At 40.4% G+C, this 23,744-nt stretch carries 19 protein-coding genes and 2 pseudogenes; 17 read left to right on the top strand and 4 right to left on the bottom strand.

All coding sequences use genetic code 11. The features are described 5' to 3' along the window. Positions 1-94 precede the first annotated feature (94 nt). The 10 genes from ACHUFV_RS23295 (at position 95) to ACHUFV_RS23250 (ending at position 11,682) form a co-directional block, all read left to right on the top strand. Positions 95-1,285: a Ger(x)C family spore germination protein gene (locus ACHUFV_RS23295; protein WP_394238366.1), complete on the top strand. Its 1,191-nt coding sequence runs from the start codon at positions 95-97 to the stop codon at positions 1,283-1,285. Between the two features lie 3 nt (positions 1,286-1,288). Further along, the gene (locus ACHUFV_RS23290) at positions 1,289-1,522 is read left to right on the top strand and encodes a hypothetical protein (protein WP_394238364.1); all 234 of its coding nucleotides are present in this window, start codon (positions 1,289-1,291) and stop codon (positions 1,520-1,522) included. A gap of 14 nt (positions 1,523-1,536) precedes the next feature. Further along, positions 1,537-2,661, top strand: coding sequence for a GerAB/ArcD/ProY family transporter (locus tag ACHUFV_RS23285; protein ID WP_394238362.1), 1,125 nt, complete (start codon positions 1,537-1,539; stop codon positions 2,659-2,661). Positions 2,662-3,207: 546 nt separating this feature from the next. Next, complete coding sequence (locus ACHUFV_RS23280; protein ID WP_394238360.1) at positions 3,208-4,398, top strand: glycine C-acetyltransferase; 1,191 nt, start codon at positions 3,208-3,210, stop codon at positions 4,396-4,398. A 107-nt stretch (positions 4,399-4,505) separates the two neighbouring features. Then, complete coding sequence (locus ACHUFV_RS23275) at positions 4,506-5,489, top strand: L-threonine 3-dehydrogenase (protein ID WP_394238358.1); 984 nt, start codon at positions 4,506-4,508, stop codon at positions 5,487-5,489. Positions 5,490-5,519: 30 nt separating this feature from the next. Next, positions 5,520-6,881, top strand: coding sequence for an APC family permease (locus tag ACHUFV_RS23270; RefSeq protein ID WP_394238356.1), 1,362 nt, complete (start codon positions 5,520-5,522; stop codon positions 6,879-6,881). Between the two features lie 264 nt (positions 6,882-7,145). Continuing rightward, entirely contained in the window at positions 7,146-8,531 is a 1,386-nt protein-coding gene (locus tag ACHUFV_RS23265; protein ID WP_394238354.1) for an amino acid permease, read from the top strand. A gap of 191 nt (positions 8,532-8,722) precedes the next feature. Next, entirely contained in the window at positions 8,723-9,382 is a 660-nt protein-coding gene (gene sdaAB, locus ACHUFV_RS23260; RefSeq protein WP_394238352.1) for an L-serine ammonia-lyase, iron-sulfur-dependent subunit beta, read from the top strand. A gap of 146 nt (positions 9,383-9,528) precedes the next feature. After that, positions 9,529-10,431, top strand: coding sequence for an L-serine ammonia-lyase, iron-sulfur-dependent, subunit alpha (gene sdaAA / locus ACHUFV_RS23255; protein WP_394238350.1), 903 nt, complete (start codon positions 9,529-9,531; stop codon positions 10,429-10,431). 207 nt (positions 10,432-10,638) lie between these two features. Continuing rightward, on the top strand, positions 10,639-11,682 hold the full coding sequence (locus tag ACHUFV_RS23250; protein WP_394238348.1) for an S-layer homology domain-containing protein: 1,044 nt from the start codon (positions 10,639-10,641) through the stop codon (positions 11,680-11,682). Between the two features lie 68 nt (positions 11,683-11,750). On the opposite strand, the gene ACHUFV_RS23245 is transcribed toward ACHUFV_RS23250, so the two are convergent. Further along, positions 11,751-13,613, bottom strand: coding sequence for a helix-turn-helix domain-containing protein (locus ACHUFV_RS23245; protein WP_394238346.1), 1,863 nt, complete (start codon positions 13,611-13,613; stop codon positions 11,751-11,753). A 153-nt stretch (positions 13,614-13,766) separates the two neighbouring features. Between ACHUFV_RS23245 and ACHUFV_RS23240 the strand changes: the two genes are divergently transcribed. The 3 genes from ACHUFV_RS23240 to ACHUFV_RS23230 all read left to right on the top strand — a co-directional run bounded on the left by ACHUFV_RS23240 (position 13,767) and on the right by ACHUFV_RS23230 (position 16,017). After that, positions 13,767-14,408, top strand: a complete 642-nt coding sequence (locus ACHUFV_RS23240; RefSeq protein ID WP_394238344.1) for a hypothetical protein — start codon at positions 13,767-13,769, stop codon at positions 14,406-14,408. Between the two features lie 39 nt (positions 14,409-14,447). Continuing rightward, complete coding sequence (locus tag ACHUFV_RS23235) at positions 14,448-14,954, top strand: 2,4'-dihydroxyacetophenone dioxygenase family protein (RefSeq protein ID WP_394238342.1); 507 nt, start codon at positions 14,448-14,450, stop codon at positions 14,952-14,954. A 280-nt stretch (positions 14,955-15,234) separates the two neighbouring features. Then, positions 15,235-16,017 carry an alpha/beta fold hydrolase gene (locus tag ACHUFV_RS23230; RefSeq protein ID WP_394238340.1) on the top strand — a complete coding sequence of 261 codons (783 nt, stop codon included), beginning with the start codon at positions 15,235-15,237 and terminating at the stop codon, positions 16,015-16,017. A gap of 131 nt (positions 16,018-16,148) precedes the next feature. Here the strand turns inward: ACHUFV_RS23230 and ACHUFV_RS23225 are convergent, their stop codons facing one another. Further along, complete coding sequence (locus ACHUFV_RS23225; protein ID WP_394238338.1) at positions 16,149-16,280, bottom strand: hypothetical protein; 132 nt, start codon at positions 16,278-16,280, stop codon at positions 16,149-16,151. Positions 16,281-16,505: 225 nt separating this feature from the next. Further along, the gene (locus ACHUFV_RS23220) at positions 16,506-17,009 is read right to left on the bottom strand and encodes a hypothetical protein (RefSeq protein ID WP_394238336.1); all 504 of its coding nucleotides are present in this window, start codon (positions 17,007-17,009) and stop codon (positions 16,506-16,508) included. Positions 17,010-17,282: 273 nt separating this feature from the next. Between ACHUFV_RS23220 and ACHUFV_RS23215 the strand changes: the two genes are divergently transcribed. Continuing rightward, the gene (locus ACHUFV_RS23215; RefSeq protein WP_394238334.1) at positions 17,283-17,759 is read left to right on the top strand and encodes an NUDIX hydrolase; all 477 of its coding nucleotides are present in this window, start codon (positions 17,283-17,285) and stop codon (positions 17,757-17,759) included. Between the two features lie 129 nt (positions 17,760-17,888). Here ACHUFV_RS23215 and ACHUFV_RS23210 read toward each other — a convergent pair whose 3' ends face one another. Further along, positions 17,889-18,950 (bottom strand): S-layer homology domain-containing protein, encoded by a 1,062-nt coding sequence (locus ACHUFV_RS23210; protein ID WP_394238332.1) that lies wholly within the window; start codon positions 18,948-18,950, stop codon positions 17,889-17,891. A gap of 322 nt (positions 18,951-19,272) precedes the next feature. Here ACHUFV_RS23210 and ACHUFV_RS23205 point away from each other — a divergent pair, with 322 nt between their 5' ends. The 3 genes and pseudogenes from ACHUFV_RS23205 to ACHUFV_RS23195 all read left to right on the top strand — a co-directional run. After that, positions 19,273-22,026 (top strand): hybrid sensor histidine kinase/response regulator, encoded by a 2,754-nt coding sequence (locus tag ACHUFV_RS23205; protein ID WP_394238330.1) that lies wholly within the window; start codon positions 19,273-19,275, stop codon positions 22,024-22,026. Continuing rightward, positions 22,016-22,366: pseudogene (locus tag ACHUFV_RS23200) on the top strand (response regulator); the annotation flags it as partial. The gene ACHUFV_RS23205 and the pseudogene ACHUFV_RS23200, both read left to right, overlap by 11 nt. A gap of 120 nt (positions 22,367-22,486) precedes the next feature. Further along, positions 22,487-23,557 (top strand): annotated as a pseudogene (locus tag ACHUFV_RS23195) (two-component system sensor histidine kinase NtrB); the annotation flags it as partial. Between the last annotated feature and the right edge of the window lie 187 nt (positions 23,558-23,744).

The following is a 23,744-nucleotide window of genomic DNA, read 5'->3' as shown; positions in this document are numbered from 1 at the left end:
AGGCAGGAGAACCGTCCCTATGCTTCCCTGCTTGATGCAAAAAGGGAAGCACGAGAACCGTCCCCATGCTTCCAAAAATAAAAGAGGGATGATAATGAAGAGGAAATTTTTATTTGTGTTGGTTGTTGCTAGTATTGTTTTGTGTGGATGCTGGAGTAAGCGGGAATTGAATGAATTGGCTATTTGTGTTGGGTTAGGGATTGATAAGGCTGAGGATGGGTATCTGGTTTCGGTTCAGATTGTAAATCCTGGTGAGCTTTCTGGGAAGCAGCGGTCGGGACGGTCAGAGGTTATTACTGCTAAGGTGCGAGGGGCAACTGTATTTGAGGCATTGCGGAGACTTTCTACCCTTGCGCCAAGAAAGATTTACATGGCACAGCTTCGTCTCGTGGTATTTAGCGAGGAGTTGGCAAAGGATGGAATTGGAAAAACCCTTGATTTTCTAGCTCGGGATCATGAATTACGGAACGACTTTTATATTACCGTTGCAAAGGGACAAAAGGCTGTTGATGTGTTAAAGGTGCAATCTGCACTAGAGAACATTCCTTCTAATAAGGTGTATGCTTCGTTGAAAAATTCTGAACGGTCATGGACTGTAACCAAATCTGTACAGCTGGACGAATTAATCAGCAACATCCTTACTTCTGGTAAAGAGGCCGTGTTAACAGGGATTCATCTTGACGGCGATCCCGATAAAGGAAGCAAGATTTCAAATGTACAAGAATCTACACCAGATACTACTTTACATATTGGAGAAATAGGTGCATTTAAAAGAGACAAGCTCATCGGATGGCTGACCGAAGATGAAAGCAAGGGCTATAACTATATTACAGACAATGTCTACAATACGCTTGTCAACGTTCCTTGCCATCCTGGAAAAATTTCAATCGAGACCATCCGCTCCAAAACAGATGTGAAGGGAAAAGTAAAAAACGGGAAACCCACCATTGACATTACAGTCACCGCAGAAGGAAACATTGGTGAAGTCATGTGTAACATTGATTTATTAAACCCGAAAGAAATTAAGAAAATTGAAAGTGACTATAAATCTGCTATCGAAGATAAAATAACGAAGGCCATCCAACGTGCTCAAAATGACCTTCAAAGTGATATTTTTGGCTTTGGTGTCATTATCCATCGAGATGAACCAAAATATTGGAAGCAACATAAATCCAATTGGAGCCAGCAGTTTCAGAACGTTGATGTTGCCATTCATGTTAACGCAGAAATACGCCGTTTAGGCACGATTCAAGATTCTTTTCAAAATGATATTAAGGAGGAATAAGTTATGTGGGGGATTGCTGGAATTTTATTTATCGGCTTCGCAGTCTCATTCTTCGAAGGACGTCGCCTTGTCAAACAGAAGTATTGGAAGGACTTAGTTGTATTCTCCATCCTAATGTCTGCAGGTATCACATTAAATATTTTATTAAATTTAAACGTAGAGATTCCAAATCCTACAGCGACCATCTTAAAGATATTTACCCCTTTCCATTCTGTTGTAGACAGTATTTTATCGTAGGAGAGTGTTTCACAATGATGTTAGAAAACGGGAAAATTAGCATCGGAGATTTTCGGATAATGGTAATCATATTTTCAATTGGAAGTTCTGTGATTTTGGCTCCCAGCATCCTTGCGTCTACCGCGAAACAGGACGGGTGGATTGCCTATTTCTTATCAATATTGATCGGGTTGGGTTTTCTTTTTGTCTATAATCGATTAGCTTCACTCTATCCTGATCTGTCATTTGTGGAATATAGTCAAGCAATATTAGGAAAGTGGCTCGGCCGTTTGACCTCTATCCTCTTTCTCATCTACGTTTTCCTTGTCTGTAATTCACTATTAAGAGAAATCGGTGAATTTATTACAATCAATGTTCTCGTTGAAACACCGATTCAAATCATTATGATCATGTTTTTATTAGCCAGCTTGATTGGGGTCCATTTAGGTTTGGAGGTAATCGGCCGAACAGCCGTGATTTTTTTTCCTTGGATTATAGGACTATTTACCTTGTTGTTTATCTTTCTAATTCCTGAATATGACCTGATCAACATTCAACCTGTCTTCGAAGGAGGAATCAAACCGATTCTGAAGGGATCCTACCATACTTTAGCCATGCCCTTTTTAGAATTAGCAATTTTCCTAATGATTCTTCCAGCCGTCATTAAAAAGGAAAAGGTGAATAAAGCATTTTATAGCGGCGCAATTATCGGTGGATTGGTGATATTTCTTCTTGTATTGTTTTCTTTTATCTCACTTGGACCCGATACAACTGACCGACAGGTGTACTCCACCTATCTATTAGGAAAGAAAATAAGCATCGGCGACTTTATTGAACGCATTGAAATCATCGTTGCCATCATCTGGTTTTTATCCATCTATTTTAAGCTAACCTTATGCTATTATGGCTTATCCTTAGGACTCGCGCAGCTATTTAAGCTGCACCATTACCAGACCCTAATCTTTCCGTTGGCCATTTTAATCATCAGTTTCTCAATCCTACAATATCCAAACGTAGTCATATTCAAACAAACACTCATGAAAGCACTCGTTCCCTACTCCCTTTTCATCTGCTTCATCATCCCCCTACTGCTCCTTACAGTTGGGAAAATGAAGAAGCAGAGGGACGGTTCTTACGCTTCCTCTTCTGCAGGTGAGTAAAGTTGTTGGAATGGAAGCAGGAGAACCGTCCCCCCGCTTCCTTATATCATTATATTAATATAATAATTAAACTATTACCTTTACCATGATTCGGAAGCACGAGAACCGTCCCTTTGCTCTCTTTTTCACACTCCTCTAATAGGAGACAAGTGTCCATATAGGGTGGAATTAAATGTGCAGTACATTATAAAAATACAGTTGAACTCCCTGTAAATACAAAGATATCTGAATCATAAATGTTTTTTTGAAAGCGTTGACACTTTGTCTTAGCGGAGGTATTATAGCAGTGTAGCAGAGATGTTACAAAGGATTGAGAAAGGGTGATGTTTATTACAGAAGCTCTTATCGAAATCACTATTTACTATTTTACCAAATTGAATTAGTAGTAGCTAAACGAATGTTGGTGTAATCGTAATAGCTGAAAAAATTTTTTTTTGCAGCATATGTAAGCGAATACATTACAAAACATTTAGAATAATTAAACAGCTACACTAATAGATTTTGAGTGAAATATGAACAGAACGTTGTTTTAAAGGAGGAAGTAAATTGGCAAAAAAAGTTTTAGATGATTTCCTTGCACCTCGGTTAAACGAATTACGTGAACAAGGACTTTACAATGTGATTGATACGGTCGAAGGTCCAAACGGTCCTAAGGTTCAAATCAACGGTAAGACAGTGATCAATATGTCTTCAAACAACTACCTTGGTCTTGCAAACAATGACAGATTGAAAGAAAAAGCCATTGAGGCGGTTCATAAATACGGAGTGGGTGCCGGTGCGGTTCGTACGATTAACGGAACGCTATCTATCCACAACGAACTAGAAAAAAGAATTGCTGAATTAAAGCATACAGAAGCAGCCATCGCATTCCAATCTGGATTCAACTGTAACATGGGTGCCATTTCAGCAGTTATGACAAAGAATGATGCCATTATCTCAGATGAATTAAACCACGCTTCTATTATTGACGGCTGCCGGTTATCTGGAGCAAAAATTCTTCGTGCAAAGCACCAAGACATGGATGACCTTAGAAGAGTAGCAAAGGAAGCAACAGAAAGCGGACAGTATGAAAAAATCATGTATATCACAGACGGCGTATTCTCAATGGATGGAGATGTAGCAAAGCTGCCTGAAATCGTTGAGATTGCAGAAGAATACGGCCTAATCACTTATGTAGACGATGCACACGGATCAGGCGTAATGGGTCAAGGCGCAGGTACGGTGAAGCATTTCGGACTTTCCGACCGCATTGACTTCCAAATTGGAACACTTTCAAAAGCAATCGGTGTTGTCGGCGGATATGTAGCAGGTTCGAAAAATCTAATTGACTGGTTAAAGGTTCGTGGACGTCCTTTCCTTTTCTCAACATCCATGACGCCAGCTGATGCAGCAGCATGTATCGAAGCAATCGACATCATGATGGAATCAACAGAAAAGGTTGAAAAGGTTTGGGAAAACGGAAATTACCTTAAAGCTGGATTAAAGACCTTAGGCTTTAACATTGGCCATTCTGAAACACCTATTACACCATGTATCATCGGTGATGAAAATCTGACACAGCAATTCTCCCGCCGTTTAATGGAAGAAGGGATCTATGCAAAATCTATTACCTTCCCAACTGTACCAAAGGGAACGGGAAGAGTTAGAAATATGCCAACAGCAGCACATACAAAGGAAATGCTTGATGAAGTTCTTGCGGTTTATGAAAAAGTAGGAAAAGAATTAAACATTATTTAAACTGTGAAAGGCTTGCCTTCACAGATTCACGAAATGTAAGCGATATCATTAAAATTTTCATTGAATAGCAAAATATAATCTATAACAATACAGGAGGTTCACACATTATGAAAAAAATACTTGTAACTGGATGCCTAGGACAAATCGGATCAGAATTAGTTATGCGTATGAGAGAAATCTACGGTACAGAAAACGTTATTGCAACAGACATTCGTCGCGTTGAAGGTAACATCGTGATTGAAAGCGGTCCTTTTGAAATCCTTGATGTTATGGACTATGAAGCAATGCTGAATATTGCTAAAAAATACGAGGTAGACACATTAATCCACTTAGCTGCTTTATTATCAGCAGTAGCAGAAAGAAAACCAAAATTAGCTTGGGACTTAAATATGGGCGGTCTTGTTAACGCACTTGAAGTAGCACGTGAATTAAATCTTAAGTTCTTTACACCAAGCTCAATCGGCTCTTTCGGACCTGGAACACCTCAAGACTTTACACCACAGGATACGATTCAACGTCCAACAACGATGTATGGTGTAACAAAGGTAGCAGGCGAATTATTATGTGACTACTATTTTACAAAGTTCGGTGTAGATACACGCGGCGTTCGTTTCCCTGGCCTAATTTCTTACAAAACACTTCCTGGCGGCGGAACAACAGACTATGCAGTTGATATTTATTATGAAGCATTGAAAAACAAAAAATACACTTCATTCATCGGCAAAGGAACGTTCATGGACATGATGTATATGCCTGATGCAATCGATGCCATTATTAAATTAATGGAAGCAGATCCAGCAAAATTAAAACACCGCAATGCATTTAACATTACAGCAATGAGCTTTGAACCAGAACAAATTGCAGCTTCAATTAGAAAATTCATTCCAGAATTTGAAATGGATTATGATATTGACCCTGTTCGTCAAGGAATTGCAAATTCATGGCCAAACAGCTTAGATGCATCTGCAGCATTCCAAGAATGGGATTTTGATCCTCAATATGATTTAGACCGTATGACAAAGGATATGTTGGAAAACCTATCTGACAAACTAGGCATCCCATTTTCAGCTAAAGAATTGATTTTAGCCTAACACTATGACGGAAGTACTTAGGAGGCTTCTATGGGCGCACAAACACCAAAATTAAAAAAGGACATTACATTTTTCACTGCCTTAACCATTGTAATGGGAACAGTAATCGGTTCCGGCGTATTCTTCAAGCCTGAAGCTGTGTTTACTGCAACAGGTACAGCTGGACTTGGCTTACTAGCCTGGGTCATCGGGGGTATCATTACCATTTGCGGCGGATTAACGGCTGCAGAGTTATCAGCGAGTATTCCGCAAACAGGCGGTATGGTCGTTTATCTAAGAAGAGCCTACGGACCATTGGCTGGATATTTAATGGGGTGGGCACAAACAATCATCTATTTCCCAGCTAACATTGCAGCACTATCGATTATTTTCGGAACACAGGTAGCGAATCTGTTCGGAACAGGAAATTGGGTTATCATTCCGGTAGCAATTGCAGCAGCATCATATGTTATGTTTATGAATTTCTTAGGTGCGAAAAAAGCAGGATCATTGCAATCCATTACAACGATTGGAAAGCTTGTACCACTACTGCTCATTATCGTATTTGGATTGATGCATAATGGAGAAGTTCAATTCAGCTTACTGCCATTTAGCCCTGAAAGTTCACCATTATTAACAAGTCTTGGATCAGGTCTTGTGGCAACGATGTTTGCTTATGATGGATGGATTCACGTTGGGAATATTGCCGGCGAAATGAGAAATCCTAAAAAAGACTTACCAAAGGCAATCGTAATTGGATTAACAAGTGTTATGGCTGTCTATTTACTGATTAACATTGCTTATCTGTTCGTAATGCCTGCATCATTACTTGCCGCAACATCAACACCTGCATCAGATGTAGCAAGCATTATCTTTGGAGCATTTGGAGGAAAGTTTGTTACAATCGGAATTTTAGTGTCAGTATTTGGAGCAATTAACGGTTATACCATGACTGGAATCCGAATTCCATATGCAATGGCTCTTAACAACGAATTACCATTCAGTGGATTGTTCACTAAGTTGAATAAAAACAGTATTCCTGTAAACGGAGGAATCCTAACAATCGCAGTATCTGTCATCATGATTTTCTCTGGTCAATTCAACCAATTAACAGACATGCTGATCTTTGTTATCTGGTTATTCTACATCATGGTGTTCGTAGCAGTATTCGTCATGAGAAAACGCGAACCAGGATTAGAAAGACCGTATAAAGTTCCTTTGTATCCATTTATCCCAATTGTTGCCATTGTCGGCGGATTGTATATCGTATTTAACACATTGATTACTCAGCCTTTAAACTCTGGAATTGGAATACTTTTAACAGCAATCGGTCTTCCAATTTACTTTTACAAGAAAAAGCAGGGTGTATTTGATGGACCTGCAAATGAAAATGTAAATAAAAAAGCAGCGTAAACATTTTCCTAAGATAGCGAGCTGGACACTCATGATAGGAATGGGCCTAACTGAACAAAGTAGGTTAGGTCCGCGTTTAACGCCACTCTTTATAAAAAAAGAAAATTATTTCAGATGATCTGAAATTATAGTATTATTATAAATCATCCCCACTAAAAAAACAATTGTGTTTTTAAGGAGGACTATTTATGTAAGCGCCTAGTTTTACCTCAGAAGTGTTATAGCCCTACCTTTTAACTATTAGGAGAGCAGGAGGAAACAAAAATGGCTAAAGAAGAATTAAGCAGAGGGTTGTCAAGTCGTCATATTCAAATGATCGCACTGGGCGGTACCATTGGTGTTGGTTTGTTCATGGGTTCAGCCAGCACAATTAAATGGACAGGCCCGTCAGTCATGTTAGCGTACGCAGTAGCAGGTATTTTTATCTTCTTCATTATGCGTGCCATGGGGGAAATGTTGTATGTTGAGCCAAGCACAGGTTCCTTTGCAACATTTGGCTATAAGTATATTCATCCGCTAGCTGGATATTTAACAGCTTGGAGTAACTGGTTCCAATGGGTAACAGTTGGTATGGCAGAAATTATCGCAGTCGGAACATATATGAACTACTGGTTCCCTGAGCTTCCTGGCTGGATTCCTGGTTTAATTGCAATGCTCATTCTTGCAGCAGCAAACATGGTATCAGTTAAATCCTTTGGTGAATTTGAATTCTGGTTTGCACTTATAAAAATTGTAACGATTGTATTAATGATTATTGCTGGCTTCGGTGTTATTTTCTTCGGATTCGGTAACGGCGGTGTATCAACAGGATTATCAAATCTATGGTCACACGGCGGTTTCTTCGCTGGCGGATTTAAAGGCTTCTTCTTCGCTTTATCACTTGTTATCGGTGCTTATCAAGGTGTAGAATTAGTCGGTATTACAGCAGGTGAAGCAAAGGATCCACAAAAAACATTAACAAAAGCAATTAACAGTCTTATCGGACGTATCTTGATTTTCTATATCGGTGCTATCTTTGTTATCGTAACAGTTTATCCTTGGGATGAATTAACAGCAATCGGCAGCCCATTCGTTGCTACTTTTGCAAAAGTAGGTATTACAGCAGCAGCTGGTATTATTAACTTCGTAGTTATCACAGCAGCATTATCAGGCTGTAACAGCGGTATCTATAGTGCAGGACGTATGCTTTACACATTAGGCGTAAACGGACAAGCTCCAAAGTTCTTTACTAAAGTAACAAAAAATGGTGTTCCACTAGTTGGTACATTAGGAGTAGTAATCGGCCTAGCAGTCGGCGTATTCCTAAGCTACATCGCACCAGAGAACATTTTCGTATATGTATACTCAGCAAGCGTACTTCCTGGTATGGTTCCATGGTTCGTTATTCTAATCAGTCAAATTAATTTCAGAAAAGCAAAAGGTGCAGCAATGGATAGCCACCCATTCAAATTACCATTTGCACCAGTTACTAACTATTTAACCATCGCTTTCCTAATCGTGGTACTAATCGGAATGTGGTACAATGTTGAAACACGCGTATCCCTAATCGCAGGCATCGTATTCTTAGGCCTAGTCACAATAAGCTTCTACGCCTTCGGAATCAACAAAAAAGAACTACCAGACCACATTAAAGACGACAAAGTAGCATAAAGATCACAGGGACGGTTCTCCCGCTTCCAACATGCTAGTAATAATAAGAAGCCTAAAAATAGGGATAGTTACCATAATTATCCCTATTTTTTATATCCAAAGAAGCATGGGGACGGTTCTCCTGCTTCCACTATTTTTCCCATCAAATTTCCATCAAGAAATGACTATAAAAAGAACCTAGGTGATCATTCATGAAATATCGGTCAGCATTTGATATTATCGGTCCGGTTATGATTGGACCTTCTAGTTCCCATACAGCTGGTGCAGCCCGGATTGGCCGGGTGGCGCGGACACTTTTTGAAAAACAACCAACAAAGGTGGTAATCTCCCTTTATGGTTCCTTTGCCAAAACCTACAAGGGTCATGGAACGGATTTGGCCTTAGTGGCAGGCTTATTGGATTTTGATACCTTTGACGAACGCATCCCAGAGGCCTTTGAAATTGCTGATAAAGTTGGCATGGAGGTAATTTTTAAAACAGAAGAAGCTGTACCAGAGCATCCAAACACAGTCAAAATCAACTTATCTGATGATGAAAAGCAGTTAGAAGTCATCGGAATTTCTATTGGCGGCGGTGCCATTGAGATTACAGAAATCAATTCGTTTAAGCTAAAGCTTTCGGGCGATCCCGCGATTCTTGTAACCCATTATGACCGCTTTGGAGTCATTAGCTGTGTGACCTCTATTTTGTCAAAATACAAAATCAATATCGGTCATATGGAAGTGGCAAGAAAAGAAAAAGGCGATACGGCGATTATGGTCATCGAGGTCGATGAAAAAATTGGTAATCATGTCATGGAAGAGCTAAAGCAGCTTGAAAATGTAACAGGCGTTATCCGAATGGTCGAATAAGCATAAGAGTACCTATCTATTCGTTCAGTCAAAATGAGAAGTCGCATTACTTTTTCCATTAAATAAAGACAGTAAAAAAGCAACCAAGTCGTCCATTGAGGACAACCTAAGTTATAGAAGAAATTTGTACAGCAGGGGGAAATGCTATGTTCCGCAATGTAGCTGAACTTGTCAAAGCAGCTGAATTAGATCAAATTAAAATAGCCGAGGTCATGATTCGGCAGGAAATAGAAGTTTCAGGTCTTTCCCGCGAAGAGGTCATCGCAAAAATGGACCAAAACTTAACCGTGATGGAGCGCGCAGTTGAACGGGGCCTAAACGGAGTAAAATCACGCACCGGATTAACCGGCGGTGATGCAGTATTATTGCAGAACTATATCCAAAGCGGAAAATCCCTTTCAGGGACACTCTTACTGGATGCGGTCAGCAAGGCAGTAGCAACGAACGAAGTGAATGCCGCAATGGGAACAATCTGTGCAACACCAACTGCCGGTTCTGCTGGGGTTGTACCCGGTACATTATTCGCTGTAAAAGAAAGACTTAACCCTACAAGATATGAAATGATTGAGTTTTTATTTACAACAGCTGCCTTCGGATTTGTCGTGGCAAACAACGCCTGTATTGCTGGAGCAGCCGGCGGATGTCAAGCAGAAGTCGGTACCGCATCAAGTATGGCGGCGGCTGCAATCGTTGAAATGGCAGGCGGCACACCGCAGCAATCGGCAGAAGCTTTTGCTATTACGCTAAAAAATATGCTTGGACTTGTATGTGATCCTGTTGCTGGACTTGTTGAAGTACCATGTGTGAAACGAAACGCAATGGGTGCCTCCAATGCCCTGACAGCAGCAGATATGGCACTAGCAGGCATCACGAGCAGAATACCATGTGATGAAGTAATCTCTGCTATGTACGCAATTGGCCAATCGATGCCATCCGCTCTTAGAGAAACGGCAGAAGGCGGATTAGCGGCTACACCAACTGGACGCAGACTTGAAGCAGAAATCTTCGGTGAGCCAAAGGAACGTTTAGTAGATTATATTTTGAATTAAGAAAGCGTGGGGACGGTTCTTTTGCTTCCAAAATTGGAAGCAAAAGAACCGTCCCTGTGCATTATTATAACTTTCCTATTTTGAAACAGGTACAACCGCCGAGTTAATTTTTATAATTTTCAAAAATTAAATCTATATTCTCTCAATTTTGCCATTATAATAGAGATAGAAAGAAATTATTTTTATAAGGGAAGTGACGGGATTATTTTGCGTAAGTGGTTCCTGTTGTCTGTTGCATTTGTCTTGTCTTTGAGTTGTTTTGGTCAGATTGCTTTGGCTGCAAAGTTTACCGATTTACCACCCGGCCATCCATTTCAAAAGGAAATGATATTTCTTGAAAACGAGGGGATTATAGGCGGGTATCCTGACAAAACAGTCCGGCCTGATGCAGAGGTCACGCGGGCACATGCCGCCATCATGATTGGACGTGCTCTAAAATTAAATGGAGAGCAGCGAAGCACCACGTTTTCTGATGTTGGTGCCGAACATTTTGCAAGCGGCTATATTGCATCTGCTGCTGATGCTGGAATAATCAAAGGCTTTTCCGACGGAACCTTTCATCCAAATGACATCCTCACACGTGAACAAGCCGCCACTTTAATTTCGAGAGCCTTTCATCTCACCGGGGAATCTACAGTGCCATTTACAGATATCTCACCTTCTATGTACAGCTACACGCATATTAAAAGAGTCTTTGCAGCAAACATCACAAACGGCTATGAAGATTATACATTTCGACCTTATGTAAAAGTAACACGCGCACAATTCTCGGCCTTTTTAGCACGGACATTAAATGATGAGTACAAGATTGAATTTCCTCTAGTTTTTTTAAAAGATCCAAGTAAAGTATACCATTATGAAGATGGCGGTCATGCACGCTATGTTTACGAGAATGAAGACTATGAAAATTGGAACCTCTGGCAGGTCTACAGAGAGGACGGAACCAAGTATCCCATCCTGGAAAGACAGGACAGTGAAGGCTATAAAATCGGTTACCCTTACTCCGAATATTCATTACAGATTGCCTATCCGATAGAAGTTGGCCATACATGGGATGGCTACGGAGACCTACCAGATTATTATAAAATCACCGCTACCTCCCTTTCCGTCACAACAGCAGCCGGAACATTTGATAACGTCGTCGAAGTGACCACAACAGATGGATACGTCAGCTATTTTGCTCCTTCCACAGGGCTAATTAAAATAACCAAGGATGGAGAAACCTTAGCTGAGCTGATTAAAATAGAATAATAGGAAATCACAGGGACGGTTCTCTTGCTTCCGCGGAAGTAAGAGAACCGTCCCTCCAATTACTTACTTTAAAATTCAATAAGTCCCAAAAGTAGAAATACCTGTACAGCTACATGTGCATCAAAAAAACCTTGACTTGTAGCGAGATCGAATCTCCCTATATCTTGGATACGGGTCAGCCGGTAGCGGACGGACCCTAATGACACATTCATGTCTTTAGCAGTATTTTTCATATGGCCGTTGTTTTCTAAATACCAATAGAGTGTATATAATAGATCTGCGCTGTATTTATGATCATAAGCCATAATATCATCCAATAATTCATGCGAAAATGATTGAAGCTCTGAAAAGTTTTTAGGCTCGATAAATTTCGCAATTGCACCTAACTCTTTATACGATTTAACCTTCAATGGACTCTTGCTAAACGACATCATGCTGATTGTTTTTTGTGCCTCAACCAGTCCTCTTTTCAATTCCCCTACTTTTCTGCATACCGTACTAATCCCTAGTGTAGCATCCATCACCATATTCCCGGCGAACACTTGATTCAACAGCCAGGTTCCCGCGGATACTAACGAAGAAAAGGAATCAACCATTTCCTCCGGTACTAGCGCAATAATCTGATTGACCCGCGTTGACACCAATCCCTTTACTTTACGATGCTCAAAAGCCTTGTACAACTGTTCAACAGCTGTTTTTTTACATTCAATAAAAGCTTCATCAAGCAGTTGATCCTGTTGATCAAACCTTTTTAAATGAAAGACAAATACATATTGGGACTGCTCAATATTATAACCTGCTAATTTTAACCGATAAATTAGATTCTCTTTTGGCAGATCCTCTTGGAAAATTCCATTTAATAATTCCTCTTTTAATCGTTGCTCATTTTCAAAAGCTGAAGTCTCATTTAAAATCTGAATGGCACTTACCGATGAGGCTCTTTCAATGATTAAATAATCCAATTCGGAGAAATCACCTGTCTTTTTAATAAAAGAGAGAAATCCAAATAATTTATTTTGAAGAAAGATTGGAGATACCAGCCGCTTATAGAAGTCCCCTGCTTGTGGGACCTTTATAAGGAACGTTTTTTTTGCAGGAAATACGGACTGAACAAATTGTTGTAATTCCTTTCTTACATAAACAGAATTCATATCGCTATTTTCCAAGCAAGAACTGGCTTCGATTCGCTCCAATTGAATATTCTCGATCATAACAGGATAGTTCATTTCTTTTTCAATGAGCATAATAATCCCTTGCAGCCCGCTGCCGTTTAAGATTGCATTCGGCAGTTTTTCACTGATGTGTAATGCTCTTTTAAATACTTCCTTTTGTTCCTCAATCCGTTTAAAGGCATTATCTAACTCCTGGCCTAAATTCTCCTCTTGATAGTGGTCCAAATCTTCCTTAATCTCTTTTCCCCAATCCTCTATAGGCATAGCAACCCAATGGCAATGCGGGTCACCCTTCCCTTTGCATTCCACCTCTTTAAAAATAACCTGCCTCCCCAGAATACTGCTGACATAACCGCCGGCGTAGCCCGTTAATGTGAAGCAAACCGGTTCATAGGATAAGCCAAAGTGTTCAATATGTTTTTCTGCTTCTTGTGAACTTTTCCAGTATCCTTCTGAAAAATAGTCTTTTGTGTAAGGGTCAACAACTAATTTTGTGACATCAACGCCTAAGTCAGCCGTAAGTCCGTGTATCTTCGAGCCATAAAGAAATAAATCCTCTAGCGCTAATGATTTGTATTCTTCCTTGCTTTTTAAAAGCTCAGAAAACTTTTCTCCACAATCCCAGCCATAACGGAGCAAAAAGCCTTTGGCACGATCCATTCCCAAAGCAGCAATTAAATTTTTACGTAGAGTATCTAAAATATGGCCTGATTCGGGTAAATATTTTATCATCTCATCTGATTTAATAAGATTTTCCAATGGATTTTCCCATCCTTTAGACTTTATTTTCAAAAATATTCATAATATTAGCAATTATTGTACTATTAATTGATTCATTTTTACAATAAAATGATCATACAAACCAGGCGCCCAACGGTTTTTGAAAACATTTACATGATGGAGGAATGAAATATGAGTAGATTTAAAGAGGTAATCAGAACCTGTACACAACCAATTGCCGATTTATTAGAAAAAACGACAAACCCGCTACATATTGCTATTCTCGAAAACTACCGCCGCCATATCCTTCTTGAGGGGTCCGGTCAATTCGATAAAATTGTCGCCTCCGATATGACCGTCGATCACCCAGTATATCGAGTCACTTGGGGAGAGAATCCTATGGTCATTGAGGAAAAAGAGGGAGTAGTTGGCTTCTACAATATTGCTGCTCAATCGGTTCTTTGGCATTCAGATGAGCTATTAGCCGTAGCAGATTGGGGAATCGCAGACGAGCTTACATTTCATCAATTAATTAAAGGACAGGCTCTGCTTGACCTAGGATTTCATGTAGAAGATCCTGAAAAAATCTATCATTATACAAGCCGTCAAGTTTTCTTATGGCCATATGACCCTGAAACTGCTCGCTTAAAAGGAGAGCATCTCTATGAAGATAAAACCACTGTGGTCATTGAAGAAGTGGCTGACGAGGATTTGATTACTCCTGCTGAAGTGGCTCAAATTCATAAGGAAGTATTAGAGCGTTTGGAGGCAGACCGTCCGGATAAGTATTGGACATTGGAAGTTGTGAAACAGCAGCTGGCAAGCAGGGTTTAATGAGGGTTCCTTATAATAAAAATTAGGGAGGTAACCAGGATGATTGAAAGCTATATTCCAATTGAAGAAAAATTAGATACTAGACGTGATCAGTTTGCTTTGGAAGAGGGATACTTAAGTATGTCGGAAGAAGAATCACCTTGGATTCCCTTCCCAGGCAATGATAAAGTATGGATTCGCCACTTGTCATTTGACGTACGTAATAATGCTGCGGTTAATATCCTACGCGTGGACGCCGGGGGTTCACTTGGACGTCACCGTCACCGAGGTCCTGTAACAGGCTTTACCCTTGAGGGCAGCTGGTATTACGAGGAGTACGATTGGGTCGCAAAACCTGGGGACTTTATCCGTGAAAGTCCGGGCAGAACCCACACCCTCATGTCTGAAAATGGCATGAAAACCTTATTCCATTTAAATGGATCTGAAGAGTTTCTTGATGAGGATGACCGTATTCTCTTTATCATCGATGTATATTGGTTCATTGACCATTATTTGAGCTACTGCGAAGAACATAATCTGCCAATTAACCAGAAGCTGTTTTTGTAAAAAGTTCAATTGCATAAAGCATGGGTCAATTCGCTTACTGCCCAAGCTCTAATAAAAGTAATTCCTATATTCCGCATTGATGAAATCGTTTCGCATAACACAAGGAAGTGCCCGATCCATTTGGTCAGGCACTTCTTTTTATATCGCAATATCCACCTAACTTGTAAATAGAAAGCATGAGAACACCCCTCCACTTCAGTAAAAGAACAATCTGCACGCTTCTATTCTTACTTGTCCATTTCATATATTTTATTTAAAAGGTTTTTAGGGGGGTTGCAGTTTGGGCTATTTTGTAATGACAGAGCGTAATGTGAACATATATGTGGAGGACTTAAATCCGAAAGGAAGCCGTACAATCGTGTTTGTTCACGGATGGCCGCTGAATCACCATCTGTTTGAATATCAATTTAATGTGCTGCCTGGGATGGGATTTAGGTGCATCGGCATTGACCTGAGAGGGTTTGGAAAATCGGATAAACCGTGGCATGGGTATGATTACAACCGGCTGGCAGATGACTTATGGACGGTGATTCGGACACTTCAATTACAGAACATTACGCTCGTCGGACATTCAATGGCGGGCGCGATTTCAATCCGGTACATGGCACGCCATAATGGCTATGGTGTATCTAAACTGGTCCTTGTAGATGCGGCGGCTCCCACTGGGTTTACAAAGGAAACTGCCGCCCAGCTCTATAATAAGGGTAGCAATGACCGCCCGAGCATGCTCGAGGATGTCAGCGATATTTTTTTCTATAAAAATGCTACCCGCCCCTTCTCTGAATGGTTTATCCAGTTGGGCCTAGAAGCAGCAAGCTGGGCCACACTAAAGACGATCATCTCCTTAAGAGATGAAAATTTAGCATCAAACCTAGCGCGAATAGTTGTCCCAACCCTCATCATCCATGGAATTCATGATCAAGTGATTCCATTCTCGCAATCACATATCCTACATCAATCCATCCCAAATTCCTATGCCATTCCCTTCAAATACAGCGGACACGGCCCCTTCTGGGAAGAAAAAGACAAATTTAATAAAGATCTCATTGAATTTATCGGCTAACATACAGAGCCAAATCCGAAGCAGGGGGACGGTTCTCATGCTTCGGAAGCGCAGGGACGGTTCTCCCGCTTCCTTTGAGCTTGATCCTATCAAGCAAGTATTAAAGGGACAGTGAACTGCCCCTCCTGATTTTACTTATTTTGTTCGTTCAGCCCTTTTAAGGCTACTTTTTCAAACCCATTTCCTCTCTCTTCTGCAAACTCCACATCTGCTTTTGGTAAGGCATTATTTTTATTGTTAGCTCGATTCTTATTTTTAGCCATTTATTAACCACCCTTTTCGTTATTTTGGATATTCGTTCAAGGATGCAGACAATCTAAGAACGCATCTGTTAAGATATCCATTCCGTTATCGGCACCCGCTATGTTAGTTTGCATTCTTTTTGATAAGCTATGCAGCTTGTTTACACTCATCTTTTTTTCAAAAAAGATGGCTATAAAAAGAGAGGAAACCGTTCAATAACGGCTTCCTCTCCCTTTGTATTGCAATTACTTAATGCTCTTAACAAGATTTTGTCCGTGTTCGTTTGTTGTGTAAACGACAGTCAATTCTTGTCCTTCTTCCATGTTAGCAAGCTTAGCTCCAATTTCCTCATCGTAAAATTGGAAGGCCATTACTCCCTCAGGAACTTCATTTGTCTTCAATTCAAATGTATGAGGGTCTGCTAAGCCGCCAAATGTACCTTTAACAGTCTGCTCGTTAGCGTCTTCTTCGTCGCCGCCAACCGGTTCATTGCCAGCAGCCGGCTCCTTCACCTCTGCAGGTTCTTCATTCGTTGCAGGCTTGTCAGTATCAGTTGGTTCATCTGCATCATCTTTAGCTTGTCCATCTGTACTAGGCTCGTCAGTATCACTAGGCTCCTGTACTTCACCCTGCACTTCTTCGTCAGCAGGATCGACAGTCTCCTTCTCAGCTGGTGCACAGGCTGCAGCCAATGTCATAATGGCCATAATCAGCATAGCAAGAAAACCTAATCGCAAAATCTTTTTCATAGTATATTCCCCCCTTCCTTTTTATATCATATTTGCCCATTGAAATGTAGAAATATAAGGAAATGAACGCAGAAGTCCATCAAAAAACAGAATTTCGTTCTTTTGTACTAATAAAGCACGGGGACGGTTCTCCTGCTTCCAATCATTGTCACATTCTTATATTACCCATTTCACGCATAGCATGTTTGGAATCAGGTTAATAAAAAAAGTGAATCTAGCCAGTCATTTTGGGCATAAATTTTAATAAAGAACCAACCGGAAAGGAAAACAAAAATGGGCTATATCGAGGACATTAGAAGCAAAGTAGGAAACGATCCTATTATCTTAAATTCTGCCGGGGCTATTATTCTAGACTCGGGAAGCGGTGTCCTGCTTCAATACAGAAATGACACCATGAATTGGGGACTTCCAGGTGGATATATGGAGCCTGGCGAAACCTTTGAGGAGACAATTAGACGAGAGCTGAAGGAAGAAATGGGAATACATCCGGATAATCTAGCCTATTTTGATATATTTTCAGGCAAAGATTTGTACCATGTATATCCGAATGGTGACCAAGTATACAGTGTAGCTGCAGTTTACATAGCATACGGTGATCAGGGGGAAATACAACCGGATCACAAGGAGATCAGCAAGGCTGCCTACTTCTCATTGGATGGGCTGCCCAAAGAAATAACAAAGACTACGAAGATCATCTTGGATCATTTCAGGGACAAAATAAAGACTCGAAACAACATCCAGTTCCATTAAACAATAGAAAAGCCGAAGGATACTGGACATCCTCAGGCTTTTCCCCTAGAACAAGATGAGTTTGGAAGCAAAAGAACCGTCCCTCTGCTTCTGTATTGGAAGCGAGAGAACCGTCCCCCCGCTTCCGCTTTATCTGTCCTGATAATTATAGATTTTCCATTTGCCGTTGGTTGGGTCTTTTTTGAGGTGATATTCTCCGTTGTCCATTTGGGTGGTGAAGTCTTGATTGAGTTCAGGCTGGGATGGAATGGTTGCTTGGACAGAAACGGTGATGCCGGTTACTTGGACTTTGGCAAAGCGGTTTGATTTTTCTATTACTTTAAATTGCATATTTTCTTCATCGATTTGGATGTTGATTTCGGCTTCCTCTACCGCTGGATAAAACCAATCAAACGGCTTAGGGTCTCCTCCGCCTGCTTGATAGAACCCTGTTCCATATTCTTCTTTTAAGTCCGCAATCCCTGCAAATTGATTTGTCTCTACCAGCATATGTTCACTTGTTATATAATCTTTCAATACTGCTGTAAGCTCCGTATCCTCCGGCAAATCTGACTGTTCCTTCTGAAGCGCCCGATTCAGCATAACAAACGCCTCTGCCCTCGTAGCCCATAGGTTTGGATAAAAGGAATCTCCATATCCACTGACAATGTTTACCGAGGAAGCCTTCTGAATGAATGTATCCGCCCAATTATCATGGTCTATGTCAGCAAAAGCTTTTCCACCTTCATTTGAGAAAGGCACTGATTTGTCAAAAGCCAGCACAAGAATCTTTGTGATTTCAGCGCGCGTGATAAAATTCTCTGGATAAAAATATCCGTCATTGCCGTCAATTATTCCTAAATCACTGGCAATTCTGATTGAATCAGCGTACCACTCATCCTGTTTTACATCTGAAAAGCTCTTTCCAGATCCATCACTTGCTAACCCTAACGCATTGACGAGTATTTTCACAAATTGTGCACGGGTGATATATTCATTCAGCTTTATAAACATCCTGCCATCATCTCCCATGAATCCTTCCATTACATCGGCATAAAGTAGATTCTCGCTTTCTTCATAGGCCCAATGCTGATCAATTCCTTCATCGTGAAATTCGTAGGAATCAATCGACTTTCTCTCCTTTGCCAATGCCATTTGAAACGGGAGTAAAGCAACTAACAACACAAGAATCAACATCTTCACTGCTTTCATGCTCGTTCACCCCTCAAAAGTACTCAATAGTCGATGATAGGCAAGATGATAAAAGATGACTATATATATTATTTTAAATATTCGATAAGCAACATCCAAATCCTCTATAAATTAGAGGCTCCTTATAAAAAAGTACAGGGGGACGGTTCTATTGCTTCCATAGGAAGCAGCAGAACCGTCCCCCTGTATACTCCGTTAAACTAAATTTCACAATATAGACATATATTATATCAGGAGAGTATTTTATTGAAGTTATTTATTAGATTAAGATGAGATAGAGAGTTGCTTGAATGTAATGGGTTTCAGAAATGGGGAAAGATGTATGGAAAAGCGAACAAGTTCAATTCGAGGCATCATTAGTATATCTTTTATCTTTCTAATGGTCAGTACGCTTATGATTATTGGCTTTATTATATTTTCAAATTGGAACGAGTCCTCAAAGGGTTTTATTGAAAAGCTGGAAAACGATGCGAGTAAAGACATCCTCAATGAAATTGACGAGCTGATTAGTCTTCCAACTGATATGAACAAATTAAATCAGCAAATTATCGCGGATAACATTATTGATTTTTCCAATAAGCCGAAGCGTGAAGAATTCTTCGCCAATCTCATTCAATCAAGCAGCGAGGAAATTTATAGCTTTAGCTATGGGATGGAAAATGGAGATTATTTCGGCGCACGAAGAAATGCCAACAATGACATTGAGCTCTACCGCAGCACAGCTGAAACAAATCGGCACTCCTACTATTTCACTGTCACAGACCTTATGACAGAGGGAGTGTTTGTCGACGACTTTGGCGAGTTTGATCCACGGACAAGGATATGGTATACCATGGCCAAGCAGGCTGGGAAACCCATTTTCTCTCCTTTATATAAACATTTTGTAAAGGATGATTTAGTGCTGACTTCAGCCTATCCTATATACAATAAAGCCGGACAGCTTCAAGGTGTATTAGGTACACATATCACACTTTCAAGCCTAAACAAATTTTTAAAGGATGTTGTATCCGACCGAATGGCAACGGCCTATGTCGTGGAGAAAAGTACAGGGGATCTTGTAGCAAATTCATTGGACGTTCCTAATTTCCAAAAAAATGCCGATGGAACTTACAGTAGAATCTCGATTGATACAATAGAAGATACATCAATCAAGGATGCCTATAACCACCTTTTAACAACAAATGAAAATAAAATGATTAAAGAAACAGAAAATGGAAAACTCCATATTAAATTAACAGAATATGAACGAGAAGGAATCAACTGGCTGATTATCACTGCCATTCCGGATCATCCATTTACAGCAGATATTCATAAAAACATCCAAACTGCCATCCTCTTATCGATTTTAGCTCTTCTACTATCGATAGGAATCTACAAAAAAAGCACTGATTTCATGTTAAAACCAATCAATAACTTGATTGAATCTGCGGAAAAATTTTCTAAAGGAGATTTACTGCAAAGAGCAAAGGTCTACAAAAATGATGAAATTGGCATGCTGGCTAAATCCTTCAATAATATGGCAGATGAATTATATAGACATATTAATAACCTTGAAGATAAAGTAAAAGAAAGAACCGCAGAAATTGAAAAGGCCAATGTTGAATTAAACGATGCAAAACAAGAAGCAGACAAGGCCAATGCAGCAAAAAGCGAGTTTCTCGCGAATATGAGTCATGAAATTCGCACGCCGTTAAATGCCATCATTGGCTTTAGCGAGCTTCTTAAGAACACAGTCGAGGATGATACGCACAAAAGCTATATTACAACGATCCATACAGCAGGAAATAACCTGCTCACGATCATTAATGATATTCTCGATCTTTCTAAAATTGAGGCAGGAAAAATTGAACTGCATAACAAGCCTGTCACATTACCGGCTGCTTTAGAAGAAATCGAGACCATCTTCATGCAAAAGGTGCAGGAAAAGGACATTGAATTTATGATTGACATTCAGGGTGTGGTACCTGAACTCGTCCTGTTTGACGAAGTAAGAATCCGTCAGATTCTCTTAAATTTAGCCGGTAATGCAGTGAAGTTTACGGAAAAAGGTTATGTGAAGCTATCGTTACACGTAACGCCTTCTACAACAAACGATATTAGCTGTGTCGACCTGCAAATTTCCGTTGAAGATACCGGTATCGGCATTCCTGAACATGAAAAGGAAAACATCTTTCAGTCATTTACCCAGGTGTCGGGGCAAAGCATCAAAAAATATGGCGGGACTGGTTTAGGTCTGCCGATTACGAAAAAATTAGTTGAAATGATGAATGGAAGTATCTCACTGGAAAGCAAAGTCGGCAAAGGCAGCATTTTCACTGTGAATTTTTCCAATGTCCAGATCGCGGCTACGGAATCTGTTTCCGAAAATCGAGACACCACTTCCTTCATGAAATATCAGTTTGCCAATGAAACCATCCTGGTTGTTGATGATATTGAAACCAATCGTTTCTTGTTAAAAGAATTGCTTTCAAAGGCGGGGCTACGAGTCCTTCTTGCGGAAAACGGGCTTGAAGCGATAAGAATCTGCGAGCAGGAGGAGCCTGATTTGATCATTACAGACATTGTGATGCCAGTCATGGACGGATTTGAAGCTTCTGCTAAACTGAAAACACAGCAGGATACCAAAGACATTCCAATTATTGCTTTAAGTGCATCCGCCTCTCAAGGTCTGCCTGCGGACAGCATGTTTGACGGTTATTTGCTAAAGCCTGTTCATTCAGAGCAGTTATTAACTATGGTGTCACAATTTTTCCATCCAGACAGTGCCATTTTGGCAAACGCCTCCCAGATTGAAGGGTTAGACAAGGACAACCTCCTTGCCCCAGAGATTTTGGCGGAAATAAGAAGTCAATTGCTCCCAATTGTGAAAAAGCTAGAAACTTCTATCATCATCAGCAATGTGAAAGGCTTAGCTGACAGGTTAATTACACTTGGTCAGCAGCATCAATCCAAGCTTTTGATGTCCGAAGGAAAAGAACTAATGAGCCATGTCGAATGCTATGATATTATAAAAATCAAAGCGAAACTAAAACAAATTGAAAAAATATTAATAGAGGATCAACCAGATGGAAAATAAAAAAAATGAGTTAGTGCTAATTGTGGATGACAACCCTAGTAATATACAAGTTTTGGCGACCATTATGGCAGATCATGGGTATGAGCTCGGTATTGCACAAGGTGCTCTCGAGGTGTACCAGTTCCTTACAGAGCATACCCCTGACCTGATTTTATTAGATGTAGAGATGCCCGATATCGATGGCTATGAGGTTTGCGCGACGATAAAAGCAGACCGGCGGTATCGAGATATACCAGTAATTTTTTTAACCGTAAAAAATGAGCCAGAGGACATCGTCAAAGGCTTTGATTTAGGGGCCGTTGATTATATGACAAAGCCCTTTCATCGAAAGGAATTGATTTCAAGGGTCAGGACACATCTGACTCTCAAGCATTCCAAGGACGAGCTTACAAGGAAGAACCAAGAGCTTGAAAAGGCATTAGAAATGCAAAAGAAACTTGAGGAAGAGAAGGATCAATTGACGATGGAGTTAATTCACCATCGGGATATGCTTGAAAGCACGATTGAAATGCGTACAAAGGAGCTGGCCTCTGCTAATAAAAGAATCATGAATATCGTTGAAAGTATTACGGACGGCTTTGTCGCCTTGGACAAATCGTGGCGTTACATTTATGTCAATAACCATCCCTATTTTCCTGATAAAATGGCGGCAAGTGATTTAGTCGGCCGGAAGCTGTGGGATGTTTTTCCAAAGTTGAAGGAAACAATCTGGGGGAAGGAATATCTTCGGGCGATGGAAGAACGGGTTCCTGTTCACTTTGAAGCTAACTTTCCCTATGATGATTTGTTGTACGAGATCACAGTTTACCCCTTTGATGACGGAATCTGCAGCTTTTTCAAAGATGTAACAGAAAAGAAAAAGTACGAGAACGAAATGAAACGTTTATCAGGGCTCGATTTAATTGGGCAAATGGCTGCTGGAATCAGCCATGAAATTCGAAATCCCATGACAACCGTACGAGGATTCCTGCAGCTATTAGGCAACAATGACGAATGTGCAAAATATCATGATTATTTTCGCTTGATGATTGACGAGCTTGATCGTGCCAATTTAATCATCACCGAGTTCCTTTCAATGGGAAATACAAGGTTAGCTGGTTTACAAAAATGGGATTTAAATTCGATTATCGGTGACATGGTTCCTTTACTACAGGCCGATGCCTCTAACCAGAATAAACAGGTTGAGCTGGAATTATCGGACATTCCCAGCCTGATGGTCAATCGAAATGAAATCCGCCAGCTGATTCTGAACCTTTACCGAAACGGCTTAGAGGCCATGGAGCCTGGAAAAATGATTACGATCCGAACGTTCAAGGAAGACAATTATGTTGTACTATCAGTGAAGGATGAAGGCGAAGGAATTAAACCAGAAGTCTTGGAAAAATTGGGCACTCCCTTCTTCTCAACAAAAGATAACGGAACTGGCCTCGGACTCGGCGTCTGCTACGGCATCGCCGCCCGGCACCAAGCCAAAATCGAAATCCAAACAAGCACAGAAGGCACAACCTTCCTCGTGAAATTTGAAGTGTAGAAGCAGGGGGACGGTTCTATTGCTTCCATAGGAAGCAGCAGAACCGTCCCCCTGCTTTCAATATTGGTGTCAGGCACCACAAATGGACAATATAATACAAATGTCTTTTTGTGGTGCCTGGTGTAATAGATAATATTGTCGAAAGGTTTTCCTTTCGGAAGAACAAAAATACCCCAGTTTACTTCAT

Source organism: Niallia oryzisoli (assembly GCF_043641075.1).
GTDB classification, from domain to species: domain Bacteria; phylum Bacillota; class Bacilli; order Bacillales; family Cytobacillaceae; genus Bacillus_BD; species Bacillus_BD oryzisoli_A.
Note: the sequence above shows the minus strand (reverse complement) of the source record. Positions and strands in the feature narration are given on the sequence as shown.